Source organism: Elusimicrobiota bacterium (assembly GCA_041660925.1).
Taxonomy (GTDB): domain Bacteria; phylum Elusimicrobiota; class Elusimicrobia; order UBA1565; family UBA1565; genus JBAZUV01.
This window is the reverse complement of the sequence record JBAZVI010000001.1, coordinates 260,960-280,301: the sequence shown is the minus strand read 5'-3', so window position 1 is coordinate 280,301 and position 19,342 is coordinate 260,960. Positions and strand designations below refer to the sequence as shown.

11 protein-coding genes are annotated in these 19,342 nt (G+C 69.7%); 6 read left to right on the top strand and 5 right to left on the bottom strand.

Translation table 11 applies throughout. The annotated features are described in order from the left end of the window. Positions 1–10: 10 nt before the first annotated feature. A complete protein-coding gene (locus WC969_01135; protein MFA6028434.1) occupies positions 11–490 on the top strand; it encodes a hypothetical protein in 480 nt (159 codons plus the stop codon). A 112-nt stretch (positions 491–602) separates the two neighbouring features. After that, the gene (locus WC969_01130; GenBank protein ID MFA6028433.1) at positions 603–1,457 is read left to right on the top strand and encodes a hypothetical protein; all 855 of its coding nucleotides are present in this window, start codon (positions 603–605) and stop codon (positions 1,455–1,457) included. Positions 1,458–1,525: 68 nt separating this feature from the next. On the opposite strand, the gene ppdK is transcribed toward WC969_01130, so the two are convergent. From ppdK to nifJ, 4 genes are all read right to left on the bottom strand, one after another. Continuing rightward, positions 1,526–4,306, bottom strand: a complete 2,781-nt coding sequence (ppdK, locus tag WC969_01125) for a pyruvate, phosphate dikinase (GenBank protein ID MFA6028432.1) — start codon at positions 4,304–4,306, stop codon at positions 1,526–1,528. Positions 4,307–4,440: 134 nt separating this feature from the next. Next, entirely contained in the window at positions 4,441–4,566 is a 126-nt protein-coding gene (locus WC969_01120) for a hypothetical protein (protein MFA6028431.1), read from the bottom strand. A gap of 67 nt (positions 4,567–4,633) precedes the next feature. Beyond that, the gene (locus WC969_01115) at positions 4,634–6,916 is read right to left on the bottom strand and encodes a site-2 protease family protein (protein MFA6028430.1); all 2,283 of its coding nucleotides are present in this window, start codon (positions 6,914–6,916) and stop codon (positions 4,634–4,636) included. A 179-nt stretch (positions 6,917–7,095) separates the two neighbouring features. Next, on the bottom strand, positions 7,096–10,695 hold the full coding sequence (nifJ, locus tag WC969_01110; protein ID MFA6028429.1) for a pyruvate:ferredoxin (flavodoxin) oxidoreductase: 3,600 nt from the start codon (positions 10,693–10,695) through the stop codon (positions 7,096–7,098). Positions 10,696–11,162: 467 nt separating this feature from the next. On the opposite strand from nifJ, the gene WC969_01105 reads away from it, so the two are divergent. Continuing rightward, positions 11,163–12,059, top strand: coding sequence for a hypothetical protein (locus tag WC969_01105; GenBank protein ID MFA6028428.1), 897 nt, complete (start codon positions 11,163–11,165; stop codon positions 12,057–12,059). A gap of 104 nt (positions 12,060–12,163) precedes the next feature. Here WC969_01105 and WC969_01100 read toward each other — a convergent pair whose 3' ends face one another. Next, positions 12,164–13,261 carry a TIGR04053 family radical SAM/SPASM domain-containing protein gene (locus WC969_01100; protein MFA6028427.1) on the bottom strand — a complete coding sequence of 366 codons (1,098 nt, stop codon included), beginning with the start codon at positions 13,259–13,261 and terminating at the stop codon, positions 12,164–12,166. A 36-nt stretch (positions 13,262–13,297) separates the two neighbouring features. Here WC969_01100 and WC969_01095 point away from each other — a divergent pair, with 36 nt between their 5' ends. The 3 genes from WC969_01095 (at position 13,298) to WC969_01085 (ending at position 19,320) form a co-directional block, all read left to right on the top strand. Beyond that, positions 13,298–14,596, top strand: coding sequence for a TolC family protein (locus WC969_01095; GenBank protein ID MFA6028426.1), 1,299 nt, complete (start codon positions 13,298–13,300; stop codon positions 14,594–14,596). Then, positions 14,593–17,736: an efflux RND transporter permease subunit gene (locus WC969_01090; GenBank protein ID MFA6028425.1), complete on the top strand. Its 3,144-nt coding sequence runs from the start codon at positions 14,593–14,595 to the stop codon at positions 17,734–17,736. Before WC969_01095 ends, WC969_01090 begins: the two co-directional genes overlap by 4 nt. A gap of 93 nt (positions 17,737–17,829) precedes the next feature. Next, positions 17,830–19,320, top strand: a complete 1,491-nt coding sequence (locus tag WC969_01085; GenBank protein MFA6028424.1) for a signal peptidase II — start codon at positions 17,830–17,832, stop codon at positions 19,318–19,320. Positions 19,321–19,342: the final 22 nt, after the last annotated feature.

Below are 19,342 nucleotides of genomic sequence, written 5' to 3'. Positions count from 1 at the left end.
GAGATTCACGATGAAAGGTCTCGCTCTGACGTTCGTCCTGGTCGCCGCCGGCGCCCTCGCGGCTTCCGCCGCGGGCTTCGCGGAGTTCGCCTACACCGACTTCCCCGCATTGCTCAAGGCCTCCGCGTCCCAGGGCGACGTCGTCATCGTCGCCGAGGCGAAGGTCCTTCCCATCCGCGAGCGCGAGCAGCTCAATGCGATCGCGAAGTCGCTCAAGGACCTGCGGGGCACGCTGGAGCCCCAGCTCGACGCCGCCTACACCGACGAGCAGCTCACGGCCTTCGGACGCGAGTGCGCGCAGACGGGCGCCTCCAAGGGCCTCGAGGAGCTCCAGGCGAAGGCCTACGAGCTCGGCAAGGCGAAGGCCTCGACGACCGCCGAGAAGATCATGCTCGAGGCGCTGCAGAAGGACTTCGTGCGCGACACCTTCGCCTTCGCGAAGGCGCTCGGGACCGCCTCGCTCCGGCTGGAAGCGATCCGGGCCGAGTAGCCGCAGGACCTCTCCGCGGACCGGCGGGCGGCCCCTCGACTTCTCTCGGGGCCGCTCGCCGTCTCTTTCAGCCCGCTTGCCTTCGACGCGCAAGCGGCCTATACTCCGGAGCATGGACACCCTCCCCTGGCTGTACCTGATCGTCCCCTGGGCGGCGTTCGCCTTCTGCTGGCGCCGGGGCTGGTTCGAGGCCGCCCGGATCGCGGCGGCGCTCGGGACGCTGGTCCTCTCGCTCGTCGCCGCCTACCATTGGCAGGCCTACGGCCGGGCGTGGGCGCTGGGGATCCCCTTCGTCATCGGGATGGCGGTCGTGACCGCGGCGGGCAAGGCGAAGGGGGAAGGCGTCGGGGCGCTGGGGAAGGCGGCCCTCGCCGTCGCGCTCCCGATCCTCCTCATGCTCATGACCTTCAACTACTTCCAGAAGCTGTTCCTCACGATCCGGGCCGACGGGAGCGTCCGGGAGTTCGCGCGCATCCCCGGGAGGGTCTCCGAACTGCCGCCGGAGCGCCGGGAGGAGGCCGTCCGCGCCCTTGTCGCGGCGCTCGAACGCGACGACCTCTTCGTCCGCTGGGGCGCCGTCCATCAGCTCTGGATGTCGGGCCCGGCGGCGGCCCCGGCGGCCGAACCGGTCGCCCGGGCGCTGGTCGCCTCGCGAGACGGGACGCCCAGCGCGGAGCGGCTGTACTTCCGGCGGGACGGAGCGCATTTCCTGGGCTCGCTCGGGGCCGACGGCGTCCCCGCCCTGCTCTTCCTCCTGCGCGGCGGCGACGAGGAGCTCCAGGGAGACGCGCTCTATGAACTCGAGCGCATGGGGCCTCCGCTCAAGGAGGCCGTGCTGCCGGGGCTGGCCCAGTCGAGTCCGGGGCTTCCTCCCGGGCTCTCCTACCGGCTCGAGTCGGCTCGCAAGGCGCTGGGCGTCACCGACGAAGAATGGCGGGAGGCTCTGGCCGCGCTGCCGCCGCGCTGAACCGGCGGAAGCAAAGAGAAACCCCGGCGGGGCTTGCGCCCCGCCGGGGTTCTTTGCGCCGCCCGGGCTTACCGCTTCTTTCCCTTGGCGACGGCCTGCGCCGCGGCCAGGATGGCGATCGGCACGCGGAAGGGCGAGCAGGACACGTAGCTGAAGTTCTCGGAGTGGCAGAACTCCACGCTGGCGGGGTCTCCGCCGTGCTCGCCGCAGATGCCGACCTTCAGGTCCTTGCGGACCCGGCGGCCGCGCTGGACGGCGAGGTGGATGAGCTCGCCCACGCCGGCCTGGTCGAGGGTCTGGAACGGGTCGACCGGGAGGATGTTCTTCTCCAGGTAGTCGCCCATGAACCCGCCCGTGTCGTCGCGCGAGAAGCCGAAGGTCATCTGGGTGAGGTCGTTCGTCCCGAAGGAGAAGAACTGCGCCTCGCCCGCGATCTTGTCGGCCTGCAGCGCCGCGCGCGGGATCTCGATCATCGTGCCGACCATGTGCGGGATGGTCTTCATCCCCTTGGCCCTGCACACCTCGGCGTACACGCGCGCGATGAGCTCGTACTGGTGCTTGAGCTCGGTCTCGACGCAGACGACGGGGATCATGATCTCGGGGAGCGTCTTGACGCCCTCCTTGAGCAGCTCGGCCGCGGCCTCGAAGATGGCGCGGACCTGCATCTCGGTGACCTCGGGGTAGGTGATCCCCAGGCGCACGCCGCGATGGCCCATCATCGGGTTGCTCTCGCGCAGCCCGTGGGCGCGCTTCTCGAGCTCCGACATGTCGATGTTCAGGGACTGTGCCAGCTCGCGCAGCTTCTCCTGTTCGTGCGGGACGAACTCATGGAGCGGCGGGTCGATGGTGCGGATGGTGACCGGGAAGCCGGCCATCGCCTTCAGCGTCGCCTTGATGTCGCTCTTCACGTGCGGGAAGAGCTCGTTGAGGGCGGCGCGCCGCTCCTCGAGCGTCTTGGACACGATCATCTTGCGCAGCTTGAAGAGCGGCTGCTCGGCGCCCTTGCCGTAGAACATGTGCTCGACGCGGAAGAGCCCGATGCCCTCGGCCCCGAAGCGGCGGGCTCGAGCGGCGTCGTCGGGCGTGTCCGCGTTCGCGCGGACCTTGAGCGCCCGCAGGCCGTTGCAGAGCCGCAGGAACTGCTCGAGCTCCGTGTTGCCCTCGTCGGCGCTGCGCATCGGCAGCTCGCCCTGGTAGACGACGCCCTTCGACCCGTTGAGCGTGATCCAGTCGCCTTCCTTCAGGGTGATGCCGGAGGTCGTCGCGGTCTTCTTGTGGAGGTCCACCTCGAGCGCTCCGCAGCCGACGACGCAGCACTTGCCCCAGCCGCGGGCCACGAGCGCCGCGTGCGAGGTCATGCCGCCGCGGGCCGTCAGGATGGCCTGCGCCGCGCGCATGCCCTCGACGTCCTCGGGGTTGGTCTCCTCGCGGACGAGGATGACCTGCTTGCCGTTCTTCGCCCAGTTCACGGCGTCCTGGGCGGTGAAGACGATCATGCCCTTCGCGCCGCCGGGGCCGGCCGGCAGGCCCTTGGCGATGACCTTGCTCGTCGCTTCGGCCTTGGGGTCCACGATGGGGTGGAGCAGCTCGTCGAGCTGCGCCGGCGTCACGCGCAGGATCGCCTCCTCCTTCGTGATGAGCTTCTCCTTGAGCATGTCCAGCGCGATGCGCACGGCCGAGGGGCCGTTGCGCTTGCCGACGCGGCACTGGAGCATGTAGAGCGTGCCTTCCTCGATGGTGAACTCGATGTCCAGCATGTCGCGGTAGTGCTTCTCGAGGCGGTTGCGGATGGCGAAGAGCTCCCTGTAGACCTCGGGCATGACCTGCTCGAGGGACTTGAGGCCCTTCGACTGGTCGCTGCGGCTGTCCTCGTTGATGGGGGCCGGGGTGCGGATGCCGGCGACCACGTCCTCTCCCTGCGCGTTCACGAGGAACTCGCCGTAGAAGCTGTTGTGGCCGGTGCCGGGGTTGCGGGTGAAGCCCACGCCCGTGGCGCAGGTGTCGCCCATGTTGCCGAACACCATCGACTGGACGTTGACGGCCGTGCCCCACGCCTCGGGGATGCCCTCGATGCGGCGGTAGGAGACGGCGCGCTTGCCCATCCAGGACGCGAACACGGCGCCGACCGAGCCCCACAGCTGCTCCATCGGGTCGTCCGGGAACGGCGTGCCCAGGACTTCCTGGATCTTCGCCTTGTACTGGGTGCAGAGGGTCTTGAGGTCCTTGGCCGACATGTCGGTGTCGGACTTGTAGCCCTTGCGCTGCTTCAGCTCGTCCATGATCCGCTCGAGCTGGCGGCGGATGCCCATGTCGTCCTTGGGCTCGATGCCCGCGGCCTTCTCCATGACGACGTCGGCGTACATGGTGATGAGGCGGCGGTAGGCGTCGTAGACGAAGCGCTCGTTGGACTTGCGGACCAGTCCGGGGATCGTCCCCTCGGTGAGGCCGCAGTTCAGGATGGTCTCCATCATTCCCGGCATCGACTTGCGCGCGCCGGAGCGCACGGAGACGAGCAGGGGGTTCTGGGCGTCGCCGAAGACCTTGCCGGTGAGCTTCTCGATCTTCCGGAGGTTCTCCTCGACGGTCTCGCGCAGGCCCTTGGGGTAGTTGCGGCGGTTGGCCCAATAGTAGGTGCAGACCTCGGTGGTGATGGTGAAGCCGGGGGGCACGGGCAGGCGCAGGTTCTTATGGCCGGCCATCTCGGCGAGGTTGGCGCCTTTGCCGCCGAGCAGGTTCTTCATGGATTCGTTTCCGTCGGCCTTGCCGCCGCCGAAGAAGTAGACCATCTTGCCGATCTTCATGGGCTTGGCGGACGAGGCGCAGGGTTTGCGGGAGCAGGTCGCGGGCATCTTGGGAGGTCCTCCTGGGGGTTTCTACGACGAGGATACTATAGAATTTCGGGGGCGAGGCCTGCAATGGCCTCGCCCCCTCACCCCGCGCGCAGAGAGCGCTTTCCCCTCTCCCATGGGATGGGAGAGGGGCGCTATTTCTCTCCGGCGAGGCGCTCGAGGGCGGGCTGGAGGTTGTAGCGGACGCTCTCGCGGTCGACCTTCCAGGGGGAGAGGAGCCCGGCGGCGCGGCGGCGGGCCAGCCCCGCGCGCAGGTCCATGCGCCCATCATAGCAGAGGAGCCCCTCCGACGGGGAGGGGCTCCGAGGCTTATGCGGAGGGGGCCTCTCAGCGCGCGGAGGCCGCTTCCTTCTGCTCGACGCGCTCGAGGATGGCGGCGGCGATGCGGAGCTGCGGAAGCTCGGCGTCGGCCGGCTCGAAGGCGACCCCGCGCTCTATCGTCGCGCGCACCCCCGAGAGGTACGTCGTCAGGAGCCCGACCACTCCCGGGCGCTCCGCTTCCGGAAGCTTCGCCACGGCTTCGATGAGGTCGAGGCGGAGGAAGAAGGCCTTCCCCTGCTCCGTGGGGGCGTAGCGCGCGAGCGCGGGGAGTCCTTTCGTCGGCGCGAAGTCGAGCTCGTAGACCGGGGCCTTGAGCTCCTTGGAGAGCCCGACGACGAGCTTCGTCTCGGCCGGGCTCAGGAGCCGGCGGCCCTTCTCGTTTCCGCCCATCGCCGCGGCCGCGGCCTGCGTGTGGAGGATCTCCAGGACCTTCGCGGGCCCGCCGAGCGCCTCGGCCGGGAGGAGGACGAAGCGCTCGATGGGGCCCTCTCTGGAGAGCAGGAGCCAGCGGCCGGCGCTCGCGCCCTCCGCGAGCTCCTCGTCGATGCGGACCGAGGAGCCGTCGTCGAGACGGCTCGCGGTCCTCCGTTCTTCGGGAAGCGCGGCGGCGGCGGCGGGGTCGATGAGCGCGTAGTCGCCCTGCAGGAGCTCGCGCAGAGACGCGTCCGCCGACCAGGGTACGACGACGGAGAGGGACGCGGAGGCCTGGACGGGACTTTTCCCCTTGAGTCGGCTCAGAGAGAGGCGGACCGGCAGGCCGCCGGCCTTGAGGAGGCGGCGGTCGGCGAAGAACTTCTTGACCGCCGCTTTCGCGGAGACGAACGCGGGTCGGACCGCGAGCGCCCAGAGGATCATGCCGTTGGCGACGATGCTCATGAGGAACGGGTCGTTCGTGTTGCCGAAGGGCGTCCCGGCGCCTTGACTCGTCGCGGCCGTATAGGAGGTCGAGCCGAGGCTGTAGACCATGTAGAGGAGCAGGAGGCCCAGGCCGATGACCACGCTGAACTTGTCGAAGGTCTTCAGCCAGCTCTCCGGGACGAAGCGGCGGAAGACCTTCTGCCCGTCGAGGGGGCCGAGCGGGATGAGGTTGAGCACCCCGAGGGTGAGATTGACCAGCGAGAGCATCGCCAGCGAGCGCAGGAAGCCGGCCGCCCAGGGCATGACGACGAGGGCCGGGAAGAAGGCCTTCGCCGCGACGACGATGCCTCCGAGGACCACCGTGAGGGCGAGGTTGACGAGCGGGCCCGCCACGGCGAGGCGGGCCATCGCCCCGCGGTGCTTCGTCAGGGAGAAGTCGCGCTGGACGTTGGTCGCGAAGACTCCGACGGGGAAGCCCAGCATCGAGGAGACCATGAGCATCGTCGCTCCGGCCGGGCTCGTGAAGGTCAGGGGGTTCGCGGACATCTGGCCCGCCATGCGCGGGGTGACGTCGCCTTCCCGCTCCGCGACCCAGGCGTGGCCGAGCTCATGGAGACTCAGGGACTGGACCACGCCCCAGAGGATGACGGCGCCCTTGAGGATGCGGAAGACCGTGGTCGTCGGGGAGAGCCCGAGGCCGGCGAGGACCCAGTCGTAGGCGGCGTTGAGGCCGGCGATGATCGCCGAGCCCAGGACCATGCGGGAGGCCGGGCGCACGACGGAGTCGTAGATGCGCGTCGAGAGGGGCGCCGGGACGGTCGATTCCCCGTAGGAGGCGTTCGAGGAGCGGGGGAGGAGGCGGGCCGCGAGGGTCTTCCAGCCGCCCTGGACCGGGACGGGGTCGGCGACCGCTCCCTGCGTCTTCGTCTCGGGGATGGAGAGGAGGCGGGCCATCGCGGCGCTCGTCGCCCCGCTCGCCTCTTCGGAGGAGGCGTTCGCGAGGGTCTCGGCGGAGGGGGCGACGGAGGAGGGGTCGGCGAGGAGGGCGGCGGCCGCCGGCGTCGCGCTCTCCGTCTTGCCGGTCAGGGCGGCGCGCGCGAAGGGGTTCTGCGCGGCGAGAGCTCCCTTCACGACCGCGGCCGGGACATCCGTCCCCTGGAGGGGGGCGGCGTTCGCGGCGGTCTTCACGACGGGGCTCTGCGAGAGGGTCGTCGTCAGCCCGAGGGCGAGCGGCGCCGTCAGCGAGCGCAGGGCGTTCCCGGTACCGAGAGGGAGGGCGCCCGGCAGGGCCGCGACGACGGCGGAGGGCGCCTGCGCGCCGTGCACCGGGGCGACGGAGAATGTTTGCGCGGCCGCTTCCCAGGCCGGCAGGCCGGGGGAGAGCAGCACGAGCGCGGCGGCGAGGATCGCGGCGGGAAGCTTTCGGGTCATCGTTCGTCCTCCGTTCAAGAGTGATTGTAATCCCTGCGCGCGCGAAGACCCTGAGACTCGGGGGCAGACGGGCGGCATCATGTGGCCTATGCGGGACGGTTGCGCGAGGGGGGGAAAGTGAGAACCAAAAGGAAACCCCTCCCCCGTTCCGACGGGGGAGGGGCTTGCGGCCGGCGCGCTCAGGCCTGAGCGGCCGCCGGCGGGTTCGCCGCGGCCGGCGCGGGCGTCGGCTGGACCGAGTAGTCCATCTTCGAGAGGTGCTCGATCTGCTTCCAGCGCAGATTCACCTCTTCCTGGGCCTCGAGGAGCAGGCGCTTGGCCTCTTCCGGATGGCTCACGGTGAGCATCCGGTAGCGGGTCTCCCGGTAGATGTAATCCTGCAGCGGGATCTTCGGCCCCTTGGAGTCGAGGACCAGCGGGTTCTTCCCCTGCTTGATGTTGTCCGGGTTGTAGCGGAAGAGCGGCCAGTAGCCGCTGTCGACGGCCAGCTTCTGCTGCTCCAGGCCCTTCGCCATGTTGATGCCGTGGGCGATGCAGTGGCTGTAGGCGATGATGAGCGCGGGGCCGTCGTAGGCCTCCGCCTCGCGCAGGGCCTTCACGGTCTGCGCGTCGCTGGCGCCCATGGCGATGCGGGCGACGTAGACGTTGCCGTAGCTCGCCGCGAGCATCGCGAAGTCCTTGCGCGGCAGGCGCTTGCCGGCCGCCGCGAACTTCGCCACCGCGCCGCGGGGCGTCGCCTTCGAGGCCTGTCCGCCGGTGTTGGAGTAGACCTCGGTGTCGAGGACGAGCAGCTTGATGTTCTGGCCCGAGCGCAGGGCGTGGTCGAGGCCGCCGTAGCCGATGTCGTAGGCCCAGCCGTCGCCGCCCATGACCCAGACGCTCTTGCGCACGAGCGCGTCGGCGACCGCGAGCAGGTCCTTGCTCTCGGAGTCGGTCTTGCCCGCGAGCTTCTTGCGGAGCTCCTCGACGCGGCCGCGCTGGGCCGCGATGGAGGCGTCGTCCTTCTGCTCGGCGGAGAGCAGGTCCGTGCCGAGCTTGCCGAACTCCGCCGCGCGCTTCTTGAGGATCGTCTCCGCGCGCAGGTGCTGGGCGTCGAGGGCGAGGCGGAAGCCCAGGCCGAACTCCGCGTTGTCCTCGAAGAGGGAGTTCGACCAGGCCGGGCCGCGTCCCTGCTTGTTCTGCGACCACGGCGTCGTGGGCAGGTTGCCGCCGTAGATCGACGAGCAGCCCGTGGCGTTCGCGACGATCATGCGGTCGCCGAAGAGCTGGCTGACGAGCTTCACGTAGGGCGTCTCGCCGCAGCCGCCGCAGGCGCCCGAGAACTCGAAGAGCGGCTCGAGCAGCTGGCTGCCCTTCACGGTGTTGAGGTCGAGCTTCGAGCGGTCCGGCTCCGAGAGGTTGAGGAAGAACTCGAAGTTCTCCTTCTCGTTGACGTGGATCTCTTCGGTGAGCGAGGTCATGTTGATGGCCTTGCGCCCCGCCTCGGTCTTGTTCTTGGCCGGGCAGACCTCGGTGCAGAGCGAGCAGCCCGTGCAGTCCTCGACGGCCACCTGGATGGTGAACTTGCTGCCGGCCGGGAACTCCTTGCCGCGCCAGTCGAGGCTCTTGAAGGTCTTCGGCGCCTTCGCGAGCTCGGCGGCCGGGTAGGCCTTCGCCCGGATGGCGGCGTGGGGGCAGACCAGCGCGCACTTGTTGCACTGGATGCAGCAGCTCGGGTCCCAGACCGGGACGTCGAGCGCGATGCAGCGCTTCTCCCACTGGGTGGTGCCCGTCGGGAAGGTGCCGTCCGCCGGCATGGCGCTGACCGGCAGCTCGTCGCCGCGGCCCGCCATCATGACGGAGGTCACCTCGCGCACGAAGCTCGGGGCTTTTTTGGAGACCGTCTCGGGGCGGTGGCGCTCGGTCGTGGGCTTCGCCGGGACCTTGATCTCGCGCAGGTTGGCCAGCGCGTTGTCCACGGCCTTGAAGTTCATGTCGACGAGTCGCTGGCTCTTCACGCCGTAGGTCTTTTCGATGCCCTTCTTCACCAGCTTCATGTAGTCGGGCAGGAGCTTGGTGAGCTCGAAGTAGCAGACCTGCATGACCGTGTTGATGCGCGGTCCGAGGCCGGCCTCCTTGGCCACGCTGTAGGCGTCGATCGCGTAGAACTTCAGCTTCTTGTCGATGATCTGCTTCTGGGCCTCGGCCGTCAGGCGCTCGAACGCCTTGTCCGGGGTCGTCGTGTTGAGCAGGAAGGTCCCGCCCTGGGCGCAGACCGCGAGCACGTCGACGCGCTCCATGAGCCCTTCCGAGTGGCAGGCCACGAAAGGCGCCTCGCTGACGAGGTAGGTCGAGCGGATCGGCTTGGGGCCGAAGCGCAGATGCGAGACCGTCATCGAGCCGGACTTCTTCGAGTCGTAGACGAAGTAGCCCTGCGCATGCAGGTCGGTCTCATCGGCGATGATCTTGATGGTGTTCTTGTTCGCGCCGACGGTGCCGTCCGCTCCGAGTCCGAAGAAGACCGCGCGGGTGGTCTTCGGGTCCTCGGTCGTGAAGGACGGTTCGTAGGCCAGCGAGAGCTTCGTGACGTCGTCGTTGATGCCGACGCTGAAGCGGGTCTTCGGCTGGGGCTTCTTGAGCTCGTCGAAGACGGCCTTCGCCATGGCCGGGGTGAACTCCTTGGAGGAGAGGCCGTAGCGGCCGCTGATGATGCGCGGCATGGCCTTCCACGGGGCGCTGCCGGCGGACTGCGCTTCCTGGACGACGGTGACGACGTCGAGGAAGAGCGGCTCGCCGAGGGCGCCGGGCTCCTTGGTGCGGTCGAGGACGGCGATGGACTTCACGGACTTGGGCAGGGCCTTCAGGAAGCTCGCGGCGCAGAAGGGCCGGTAGAGCCGGACCTTGAGCACGCCGAGCTTCTCGCCCTTCGCGTTGAGGGCGTCCACGGCCTCCTCGACGGGGCCGATGCCGGAGCCCATGAGGACGATGACGCGCTCGGCGTTCGGGTCGCCGTAGTAGTCGAAGAGTCGGTACTGACGGCCCGTGAGCTTCGCGAAGCGGTCCATGACGGCCTGCGTCTTCTGCGGGCAGGCGTCGTAGAACGGGTTGCAGGCCTCGCGCGCCTGGAAGAACACGTCGGGGTTCTGGGCGCTGCCCTTGAGCGTCGGATGGTCGGGCGAGAGCGCGCGGGAGCGGTGGGCGCGGACGGTCTCGTCGTCGACGAGGGCGCGCAGGACGTCGTCGGAGAGCATCTCGATCTTGTGCACTTCGTGCGAGGTGCGGAAGCCGTCGAAGAAGTGCAGGAAGGGGATGCGCGACTCGAGCGTCGCCGCGTGGGCGATGGCGGCCAGGTCGTGCGCCTCCTGGACCGAGGCCGAGGAGAGCAGCGCGTAGCCGGTCGCGCGGGCGGCCATGACGTCGGAGTGGTCGCCGAAGATGGAGAGCGCGTGGGCGGCCACCGCGCGGGCGGAGACGTGGATGACCATCGGGGTGAGCTCGCCGGCGACCTTGTACATCACCGGGATCTTCAGCAGGAGGCCCTGCGAGGCGGTGAAGGTCGTGGTGAGCGCGCCGACGGAGACCGAGCCGTGGGCGGTGCCGGCGGCGCCGGCCTCGCTCTGCATCTCGGTGACGTTGGGGATCTGGCCCCAGATGTTCGTGCGCTTCTCGGCGGCCCAGGCGTCGGACCACTCGCCCATGTTGGAAGAGGGGGTGATGGGGTAGATCGAGATGACTTCGCTCAGGCGATAAGCCGCGCTCGCGACCGCTTCGTTTCCGTCGAGAGGTTCCTTGGTGGACATTTGGGGCGTTCTCCGGGCCGATGGGGAGGGGCTTGAATGCCCCTCATGGCCGTGTATATTTTGACAAATATGCCTCCGGGGCGCAAATTCGGGGGGCGAATGAGGAAGCGAAGGGCCCGGGTCGCCCTGGGCCCCCTGTCGTCGACGGGCTGGGCCCGAAGGCGCTGAGCGGTTCCTCCCGGACGGGCTACACTCGGGACATGGAGCGCCTCCGAGGAGTCCGTCCGAGTAATAGCGCGCGACCCGCTCCACCGTCCGAGGAAGCTCCCATAGCGGGAGGCCCGATATCGGGGAGATTCCGTCGTTGGGCCGCCGGGTACATAGCTTCGGCTATGCCCCCGGCAGCCCGCCTAGGACTCTCCCTAATCTCGGGCCTCCGGCATGGGCGATATTACTCGGACGGACTCCTAGCGCTGGCGCTGTTCCTTTCCGCTTCCCCCGCGGGGGCGGCGCCCATCCTCGCGCCGGTGCCGGTCCCGGTCGCCGTCGCTCCCGCCCTGCCGGTCGTCCCGCGGCTGGCCCTGCCGGGGGCCGGGCTGCTCTCCCTGCCCGCTCTCGCTCCGGCCCCGCGGCTCGCGCTCTCCGCTCTCCCCGCTCCGCTCGTCTCGGTCCAGGCCGAGCGGCAGTTCTATCGTCGGGCCGCCGCCGCTCACGCCGCCCTTCGGACGGAGGGTCCCTGCGACTTCCTCCGTCCGACCATGCGCGCCCATGCCGCGCGCCTCGCCGAGATCCTCTCCGCCGCCGCGGCGACGAAGACCGGCGCCGAGGTCCTCGCGCGCGCCGCGGCCGCCCTGGCCCGCAACGGGCGCACCGTGCCGGTCTCCTTCATGGCGACCGGGAACAACCTGGGGGAGTTCGACTACGTCGACGGCTCCCTGCGCATGAACCGCCGCTATCTGACCGGCGACCCGCGCCGGGCCGCCGAGACCCTCGTCCACGAGCTGGTCCACGTGGCCCAGGAGAACGAAGGGGCCCCCGCCGACGCCCTCGAGCGGGAGATCGAGGCCCACATGATCGGCCGCGCGTTCACCCTCGAGCTCGGCCTCCCCATACAGGGCTCCTTCTCCCTGGCGCTCGAGCGCGAACTGCGGCGGGGAGCGGAAGCCGCCGCCGCGTGGCTGGCCGGCCAGCTTCCCGACACCATCCGCTTCGAGGGCCGGCCGTGGGCGGACGTCCGGGAAGACCTGCAGACCGCGGTCGACGACCTCGAGGAGCGCGACGGGCGCTCCCAGCGGGCCGAGCGCCAGCTCGAACGCGCGCGCGCCGAGCTCCGGCGGGCGGGCACGGCCCGAGGCCGCGCCGCCGCCCAAGCTCTCACCCGACGCGCCTGGACCCTCCTGCGCTCCGCCGCCTCCCAGGACTGACCCCTCCCCGCCCATCAGGTTCCCCGATACCTGTTATGCCGATACCTGTTTCCCGGATACCTATTGTCCTGGAACGAGGTATGGGGTCTATTGTGTAAAGGGAACTATTTTACGGGTGGTTCGTAAGCACAGTAAGGGTCGGTGGCGAGGGGGTCGCCGGTGACCGCGTAGGCGCGGGCGCGGGACCCGCCGCAGACGTCCGCGTAGGGACAGCGGCCGCACTTTCCTTTGAGGAGCTTCGGGTCGCGCAGCTGCTTGAAGAGGGGGGCGTCACGGTAGACCGCGGCGATGTCGTCCTGGCGCACGTTCCCGGCGGGGAGGGGGAGGAAGCCGGAGGGGCAGACCTCACCGCGGTAGCTGATGAAGACGAAGCCTTTCCCGGCGTTGACGGACTTCGGCGAGAGGCCGATGGCGCCGCGCACGCCGCGTTCGCGGGCGATGACGCGCTGGATGCGCTCTTCCGCGTTCGGAGCATCCTTCTCGCGCTCGATGACCCAGCGCCGGTAGTGGGGCGCCTCGGTGAGCTTGATGACGAACTCCACCTCGGAGTTCAGGCGGTGCATGCGCTCGAAGACGCCCTCGAACTCCTCGGCGCTGAGGCCGGTGAGCTCGGAGCCGCGGCCGATGGGGATGAGGAAGAAGACCTCCCAGAAGACGATGCCGAGCGACGAGACGAGCTTCACCATCGCCTCGACGGTGCCGGCGTTCTCCCGGGAGAAGCAGGTGTTGATCTGGAGCGGGAGGCCCGCTTCGCGGGCCCAGACCGCGCCCTGCATCGTCTTCGCGAAGGAGCCGGGCACGCCGCGCAGGCGGTCGTGGAGCTCCGCGTCGGGGGCGTCGAGGCTGAAGGCGACCTGGTCCAGTCCCGCGTCCTTGAGCGAGCGCAGGCGCGCGGGGGTGAGGTTGTCCGTGGCGGCCGGGATGGTCCCCATGCGCAGGCCGACCGACTTCCCGTGGCGGACGAGCTCCGACAAGTCGGGGCGGTTGAGCGGGTCCCCGCCGGTGAGGATGAAGATGGGCGTGCCCATCGCGGCGGTGTCGGAGAGGAGCTTCTTTCCTTCCTCGGTCGTCAGCTCGTCGGCGTCGCGGCCCAGGATGGCCGAGGCGCGGCAGTGCTTGCAGACGAGCGCGCAGGAGCGGGTCGTCTCCCAGATGGCGAGGAAGGGGGTGCGGTCGAAATCCGTGAGCTTCGGATGGCCCATATATACATATTCTCCAAAAAAACTAGAATGAGCGCCATGCTCCGCGCCCTCCTCCTGCTGGCGCTCGCGGCGCCCGCCTCGTCCCAGCCCCCCGCGTCCTTCAAGGCCTCGACGGCCGCCTCCGTTTCCGAACAGGCCGCGGGCCGTCCCATCGCCCTCGAGGAGGCCTACTCCCTGGCCCTCAAGCGCAGCGAGGAGCTGGCCCAGCGGGCGGGGAGCGTCGCGGAGGCCTGGGCGCGGGTCGATGAGATGTGGTCGGCGGTGAAGCCCGCCTTCACGCTCCGCGGGACCGAGTTCGCGCAGGACACCTCCGTCTCCGGCGGGGTCGTCTCGAACTCCCCGCGCCGCGACAGGCCGGAAGCGAAGCTCATGCTGCACCAGCCCCTCTTCAGCGGCCTGCGCGACTACCTGTCCGTGCGCGTCGCCCGTTCGGCGGGGCGCTCCGCCGAGCTCGACCTGCGCCGGGCCGAGGACCTCCTCTATTCCGACGTCGCCGTCGCCTTTCTCGACCAGCTCGGCATGGACAAGGAGATCGCGGTGCGCCGCAGCATCGTCGCCATCACCGCGGACCGCGTGCGCGAGCTCAGGGAGCGCGAGCGCATCGGGCGCACCCGCCGCAGCGAGGTGCTCGCCGCCGAGTCCCAGCTCGCGCAGAACGAGGCCGACCTCAAGCAGGCGCTGCGCCGGGAGCGGGACGTCCAGCTCAAGCTGCGCTTCCTCACCGGCCTCGAAGAGGAGCTCGCGCCTCTGGAGGTCCCGCTCAAGGACGCCCTCGGACTCCCGGACTACCTCGCGCGCGCCCGCGGCCGCTCCGACGTGGAGGCGCGCCGGCTCGACGCCGGCGCCGCCCGGGAGAGCACGACGATCGTCCGCCGCGCGCGCTGGCCGCTGATCTCCTTCGACGGGAACTACTACCTCAAGCGCATCGGCACGCTGAGCGACGCCCGCTGGGACCTCCTCGTCACCGGGGACCTTCCCCTCTATCAGGGGGGGAAGATCGGCGCCCAGGTCCGCCAGGCCGAGGCGCGCGCGCTGCGCTCCGACGAGGTCCTCGGGCTCGCGCTGCGCAAGGCCGAGCTCGAGACGCGCACGGCCTACGAGGAGCTCGAGACCGACCTCGCCGCCGTCTCCGCCCTCGAGAAGGCCGCCGAGCTCGCCGAGGCCAACGCGAAGGCCCAGGCCGAGGACTACCGCCTCGGCGTCGTGACGAACCTCGACGTGCTCGGCGCGCTCAACGCGCTCCAGCAGGTCCGCCTGCGCCTCGACGGGGCGCGGCTCGACACGCGCCTGGCGCGCATCCAGCTCGACGTCGCGAGCGGAGGAGTGCCCCGGTGAAGACGGGCCTCGGCCTCTCCGACGTCTCCATCCGCAACCCGGTCTTCGCCTGGATGCTGATGTTCGGCCTGATGTTCTTCGGCTGGATCGGGTTCTCGCGCATGGGCGTGAGCCTCATGCCCGACGTGGACTTCCCGGTGCTCTCCATCTCGCTGAGCTGGGAGGGCGCCGCGCCCGAGATCATGGAGACGGAGATCGTGGACATCGTCGAGGACGCCATGACCTCGGTGGAGGGCGTGCGCGAGATCTCGAGCTCGTCTCGCCAGGGCTCGGCCAGCGTCACCGTCGAGTTCGAGCTCAGCCGCGACATCGACGTGGCGCTTCAGGAGGTGCAGGCGAAGCTCGCGCAGGCCGTGCACCACCTGCCCCGCGACATGGACCCGCCCACCGTCAACAAGTCCAACCCCGAGGACCAGCCCATCCTCTGGCTGGCGGTCTCGGGCGAGCGCCCCATCAAGGAGATGATGGTCTTCGTCGAGGACCGCCTCAAGCAGCAGTTCCAGACCATCCCCGGCGTCGGCGAGGTGTTCCTCGGCGGCCTGGCCGCGCGCAACCTCCGGGTCTGGCTCGACGCGCGGAGGATGGAGTCCCTGCAGATCACGGCCGAGGACGTGCTCGGCGCCATCCAGCGCGAGCACTCCGAGATCCCGGCCGGACGCATCGAGACCGCGGCGCGCGAGTTCAACGTCCGCACCCTGGGCGAGTTCCGCTCGGCCGAGGAGTTCGGCGGCCTCCTCATCACCCAGCGCGGCGGCCAGCCCATCCACGTCCCGATCCAGCTCAAGGAGATCGCCCGCATCGAGGACGGCCTCGAGGACCTGCGCCGCATCGCTCGGGTCAACGGAGAGCGCGCGGTCGGTCTCGGCATCCGCAAGCAGCGCGGCGCGAACTCGGTCGCCGTGGCCAGGCAGGTGCTCGAGCGCCTCGAGGCGGTGCGCAAGACGCTCCCCGAGGGCATGAAGCTCGGGGTCAACTTCGACACCACGCGCTTCATCAAGGACGCGGTCCACGAGCTGACCTTCAACCTCATCCTCTCCGCGATCCTGACCTCCTTCGTCTGCTGGCTCTTCCTGGGGACCTGGTCGTCGACGGTCAACATCCTCATGGCCATCCCGACCTCCATCCTCGGGACCTTCATCGTCGCCTACTTCATGGGCTTCACGCTCAACAGCTTCTCGATGCTGGGGCTCACCCTCGCCATCGGCATCGTCGTCGACGACGCCATCATGGTGCTCGAGAACATCGTGCGCCACCGCGAGCTGGGGCAGGACCGCGTCGCCGCCTCCTCGCTGGGCGCACGGGAGATCAGCTTCGCCGCCCTCGCCTCCACCATCGCGATCCTCGCCATCTTCATCCCCGTCGTGTTCATGAAGGGCATCGTCGGCAAGTTCTTCTTCCAGTTCGGCGTCACCATCTCCGCGGCGGTCATGCTCTCGCTGCTCGAGGCGCTGACCCTGACGCCGATGCGGACCTCGCAGTTCATGGAGTCGGGCCAGCGGGTCGGGCGGGTGACCCTGGCGGCCGACGCCTCCTTCCGCTGGCTGGCCGAGCGCTACCGCCGTCTGCTCGCGGCCTGCCTCGAGCGCCGCTGGCGGGTCCTCGGGGCCGCGTCCCTCTTCTTCGGGCTCTCGGTGCTCTCCGTGACGAAGCTGCGCAAGGAGTTCACGCCGTCCCAGGACCAGTCGATGTTCATGGTCCGCATCAAGACGCCGGTCGGCTCCGCCATCGACTACACCGACGCGAAGTTCCAGGAGGTCGGGCGCTGGCTCACGAGTCAGGCGTCCATCGACCGCTACTTCGGCTCGGTGGGCGGGATGGGGGGCGGCGACGTCAGCAGCGGCATGATGTTCGTGACGATGAAGCCGCCCGAGAAGCGCCCGCGGGGCGCCGACGGGCGGCGCGTCACGCAGGCGTCCATGATGAAGCTCGTGCGCTCGGAGCTCAAGAAGATCGAGGGCGTCAGCGCCGTCCCCGTGGACCTCTCGCAGGGCGGCTTCGGCTCGGGGCGCGGCATGCCCATCGAGTTCTCGCTGCGCGGACCCGACTGGGAGAAGCTCATCGAGCTCTCCAAGGGCCTCATGAAGCGGCTCGAGGCGACCGGGCTCATGGTCGACATCGACACCGACTACCGGACCGGCATGCCCGAGGTCCGCATCTTCCCCGACCGGGCCAAGGCCTACGCCCGCGGCGTCTCCGTGGAGTCCGTCGGCACCGCCATCAACGCCATGGTCGGCGGCGTCCGGGCGGGCTATTTCACCGAGGGCGGCCGCCGCTACGACGTGCGCGTGCGGGCGGAGACCCCCTACCGGCTCAAGGCCGAGGACATCGGGCGCTTCTTCGTCCGCAACAACCGCGGCGAGATGATCCGCCTCTCCGAGGTGACGCGCGTCGAGGAGCGCTCGACCCTCTCGGTCATCATGCGCAAGGACCGCGAGCGGGCCGTCGGCATCTTCGCCAACGTCGCGCCCGGCAAGTCGCAGTCCGACGCCCTGGCCGCCATCGAGCGCATCTCGAAGGAGACCCTGCCGGAGGGCTACCATTCGGTGTTCTCCGGCTCGGCCAAGACCTTCAAGGAATCCTTCCAGAGTCTGCTCTTCGCGCTGCTGCTCGGCATCGTGGTCGCCTACATGGTGCTGGCCTCCCAGTTCAACAGCTTCGTGCATCCCTTCACGGTCCTGCTCGCCCTGCCCTTCAGCGTCTCGGGCGCCTTTCTCGCCCTCCTCCTCACGGGAACGAGCCTCAACCTCTACTCCATGATCGGGCTCATCCTGCTCATGGGCATCGTGAAGAAGAACTCCATCCTGCTGGTGGACTTCACGAACCAGCGGCGCGCCGAAGGGCTCGAGGTGAAGCCCGCGCTGCTCGAGGCCTGCCCCGTGCGCCTGCGGCCCATCCTCATGACCTCCATCTCGACGATCGCCGCCGCCGTTCCGCCGGCGCTCGCCATCGGGCCGGGGGCCGAGACGCGCATCCCCATGGCCGTCGTCGTCATCGGAGGCGTGCTGGTCTCGACGCTGCTCACCCTCTTCGTCGTCCCCTGCGCCTACAGCCTGCTCTCCCGCATCGAGCGCCGCAACCCGGGCCAGCACATCGACCCAGAGGCGGCCATCGCCGCCTCCAAAGCCCTCCCCACGGAGTAGGGCGCAGGACCCAGCCGGGTCTGGTCCCTCTGCCGCCGCCCGCGGGCCCGCTCGGCCCAGCCCCGCGGTCTCATCATCCGCTATCCTGAGGACATGAGTCGCCGCGTCCTTCGCGTCGCCCTCGCCGCGCTCGTTCTCGCCTATGCTCCCGGTCCCCAGGCGCTCGGGGCCTTCGCCCAGGCCGTCCACACGGCGCCCGTCGCCGCGAACTCCGGGATCGTCTCCATCATCCCGATCCTCCAGACCGCCCGTCCGCTCGTCGGCGGGACCGCCGCGCCGGTCCTCCCGGCGCTGACGCTCCCGACGGCCGGACTCCAGGTCCTGCCGGGCGTCAGGGCCGCGGTCCCGGCGGCGAAGAATGCCGCGGCGATCGTTCGGGCGTTCGTTCCTTCTTCCTCCGCGAACGCTGCTGCGGTGAAGAACGGCGATCCTACCCACCCCCAGCCCTCCCTCGTCCCGAACATCCGAACGTCGTCGGTTCGGGACGTCCCAAAGCTACGCCGTGCGGTTGTTTGGGACGAGAGGGAAGGGGAACGGAGTGCGGGGCTCGCGGCAATGGCGGTTCTGGAGACGGGGACGCGGGAGCTCGCGGCCGCGAAGACCTCGACGGCCCGCTCCTCCACGCTCTCTGCTCTTTTCGAGGGGATGCGCCGCGGCGCCGCCGAAGTCGAGCCGGTCGCCGGCGCCGAATCGAAGGGGATCCCCGCGCTGGCGCCCGCATCCTCCCTCTCCCGCTTGCGGGAGAGGGAAGGGGAGAGGGGCAGCGGCCGCGTTCAAGCGGACGCTGCCGCGCCGTCGTCGAAGCTCGGCGCGACGCTCAAGGCGGCCGCGAAGTGGGCGCTGCCCATCATCGCCCTCACCGCCGTCGTCTACTCGCTCGACTTCGCGACGAAGGCCCTCGCGGTCAAATACCTCTTCTCGGTCTTCCACGAATGCGCCTGGCGCGCCCCGCTCATGATGGGGATCATCCCCTACATCACGGGCCTCGCCTTCTACGCACGAGGAACCCTCGGCGCCTCCCGCGAGGTCTGGCGCTGGTCGGCGAAGCGCGTGAAGGAGGGACGCCTCGGCTTCTACAAGGAGCGGATCTCCGGCCTCGACGAGATGGCCGCCGAACATCCGTCCCTGAAGGGGACGGTCCGCCTCTACGACATCGCCATCGCCCTCATGCTCGCCGGCCTCTTCGGCAACGGGCTCGACGCCATCCGCCTCGGCGGCGCGCTCGACTGGATCCCGCTGGGCCGCTCCATCATCAACCTCGCCGACGTGGCTCTGCTCTGCGGGCTCGCGTTCTTCCAGATGGCCAGCGCCTTCTTCGCGAAGGCCCGGGCCGCCCACGCGAAGAAGGAACCCCTGCAGTTCGACGGCTCCATGTTCCTCGGCCTGCCCATCCTCGGCTTTTTCCTTTCCTGGGCGCTCGGCTCGGCGCCCACCGACGAGGTCTTGAACCTCGCCCTGAGCCACCTCGGCTGGGTCTACGTCATGGGCTTCTCGATGCTCCTCGGCATCAGCCGCTTCCTCGCCGCCCTCGTGCTGGGCCCCCGGGTCCGCCGCTACCGGGCGGAGAGCGGCGTCCCGCGCTGAACCGTCCAATCGCCGCAATACC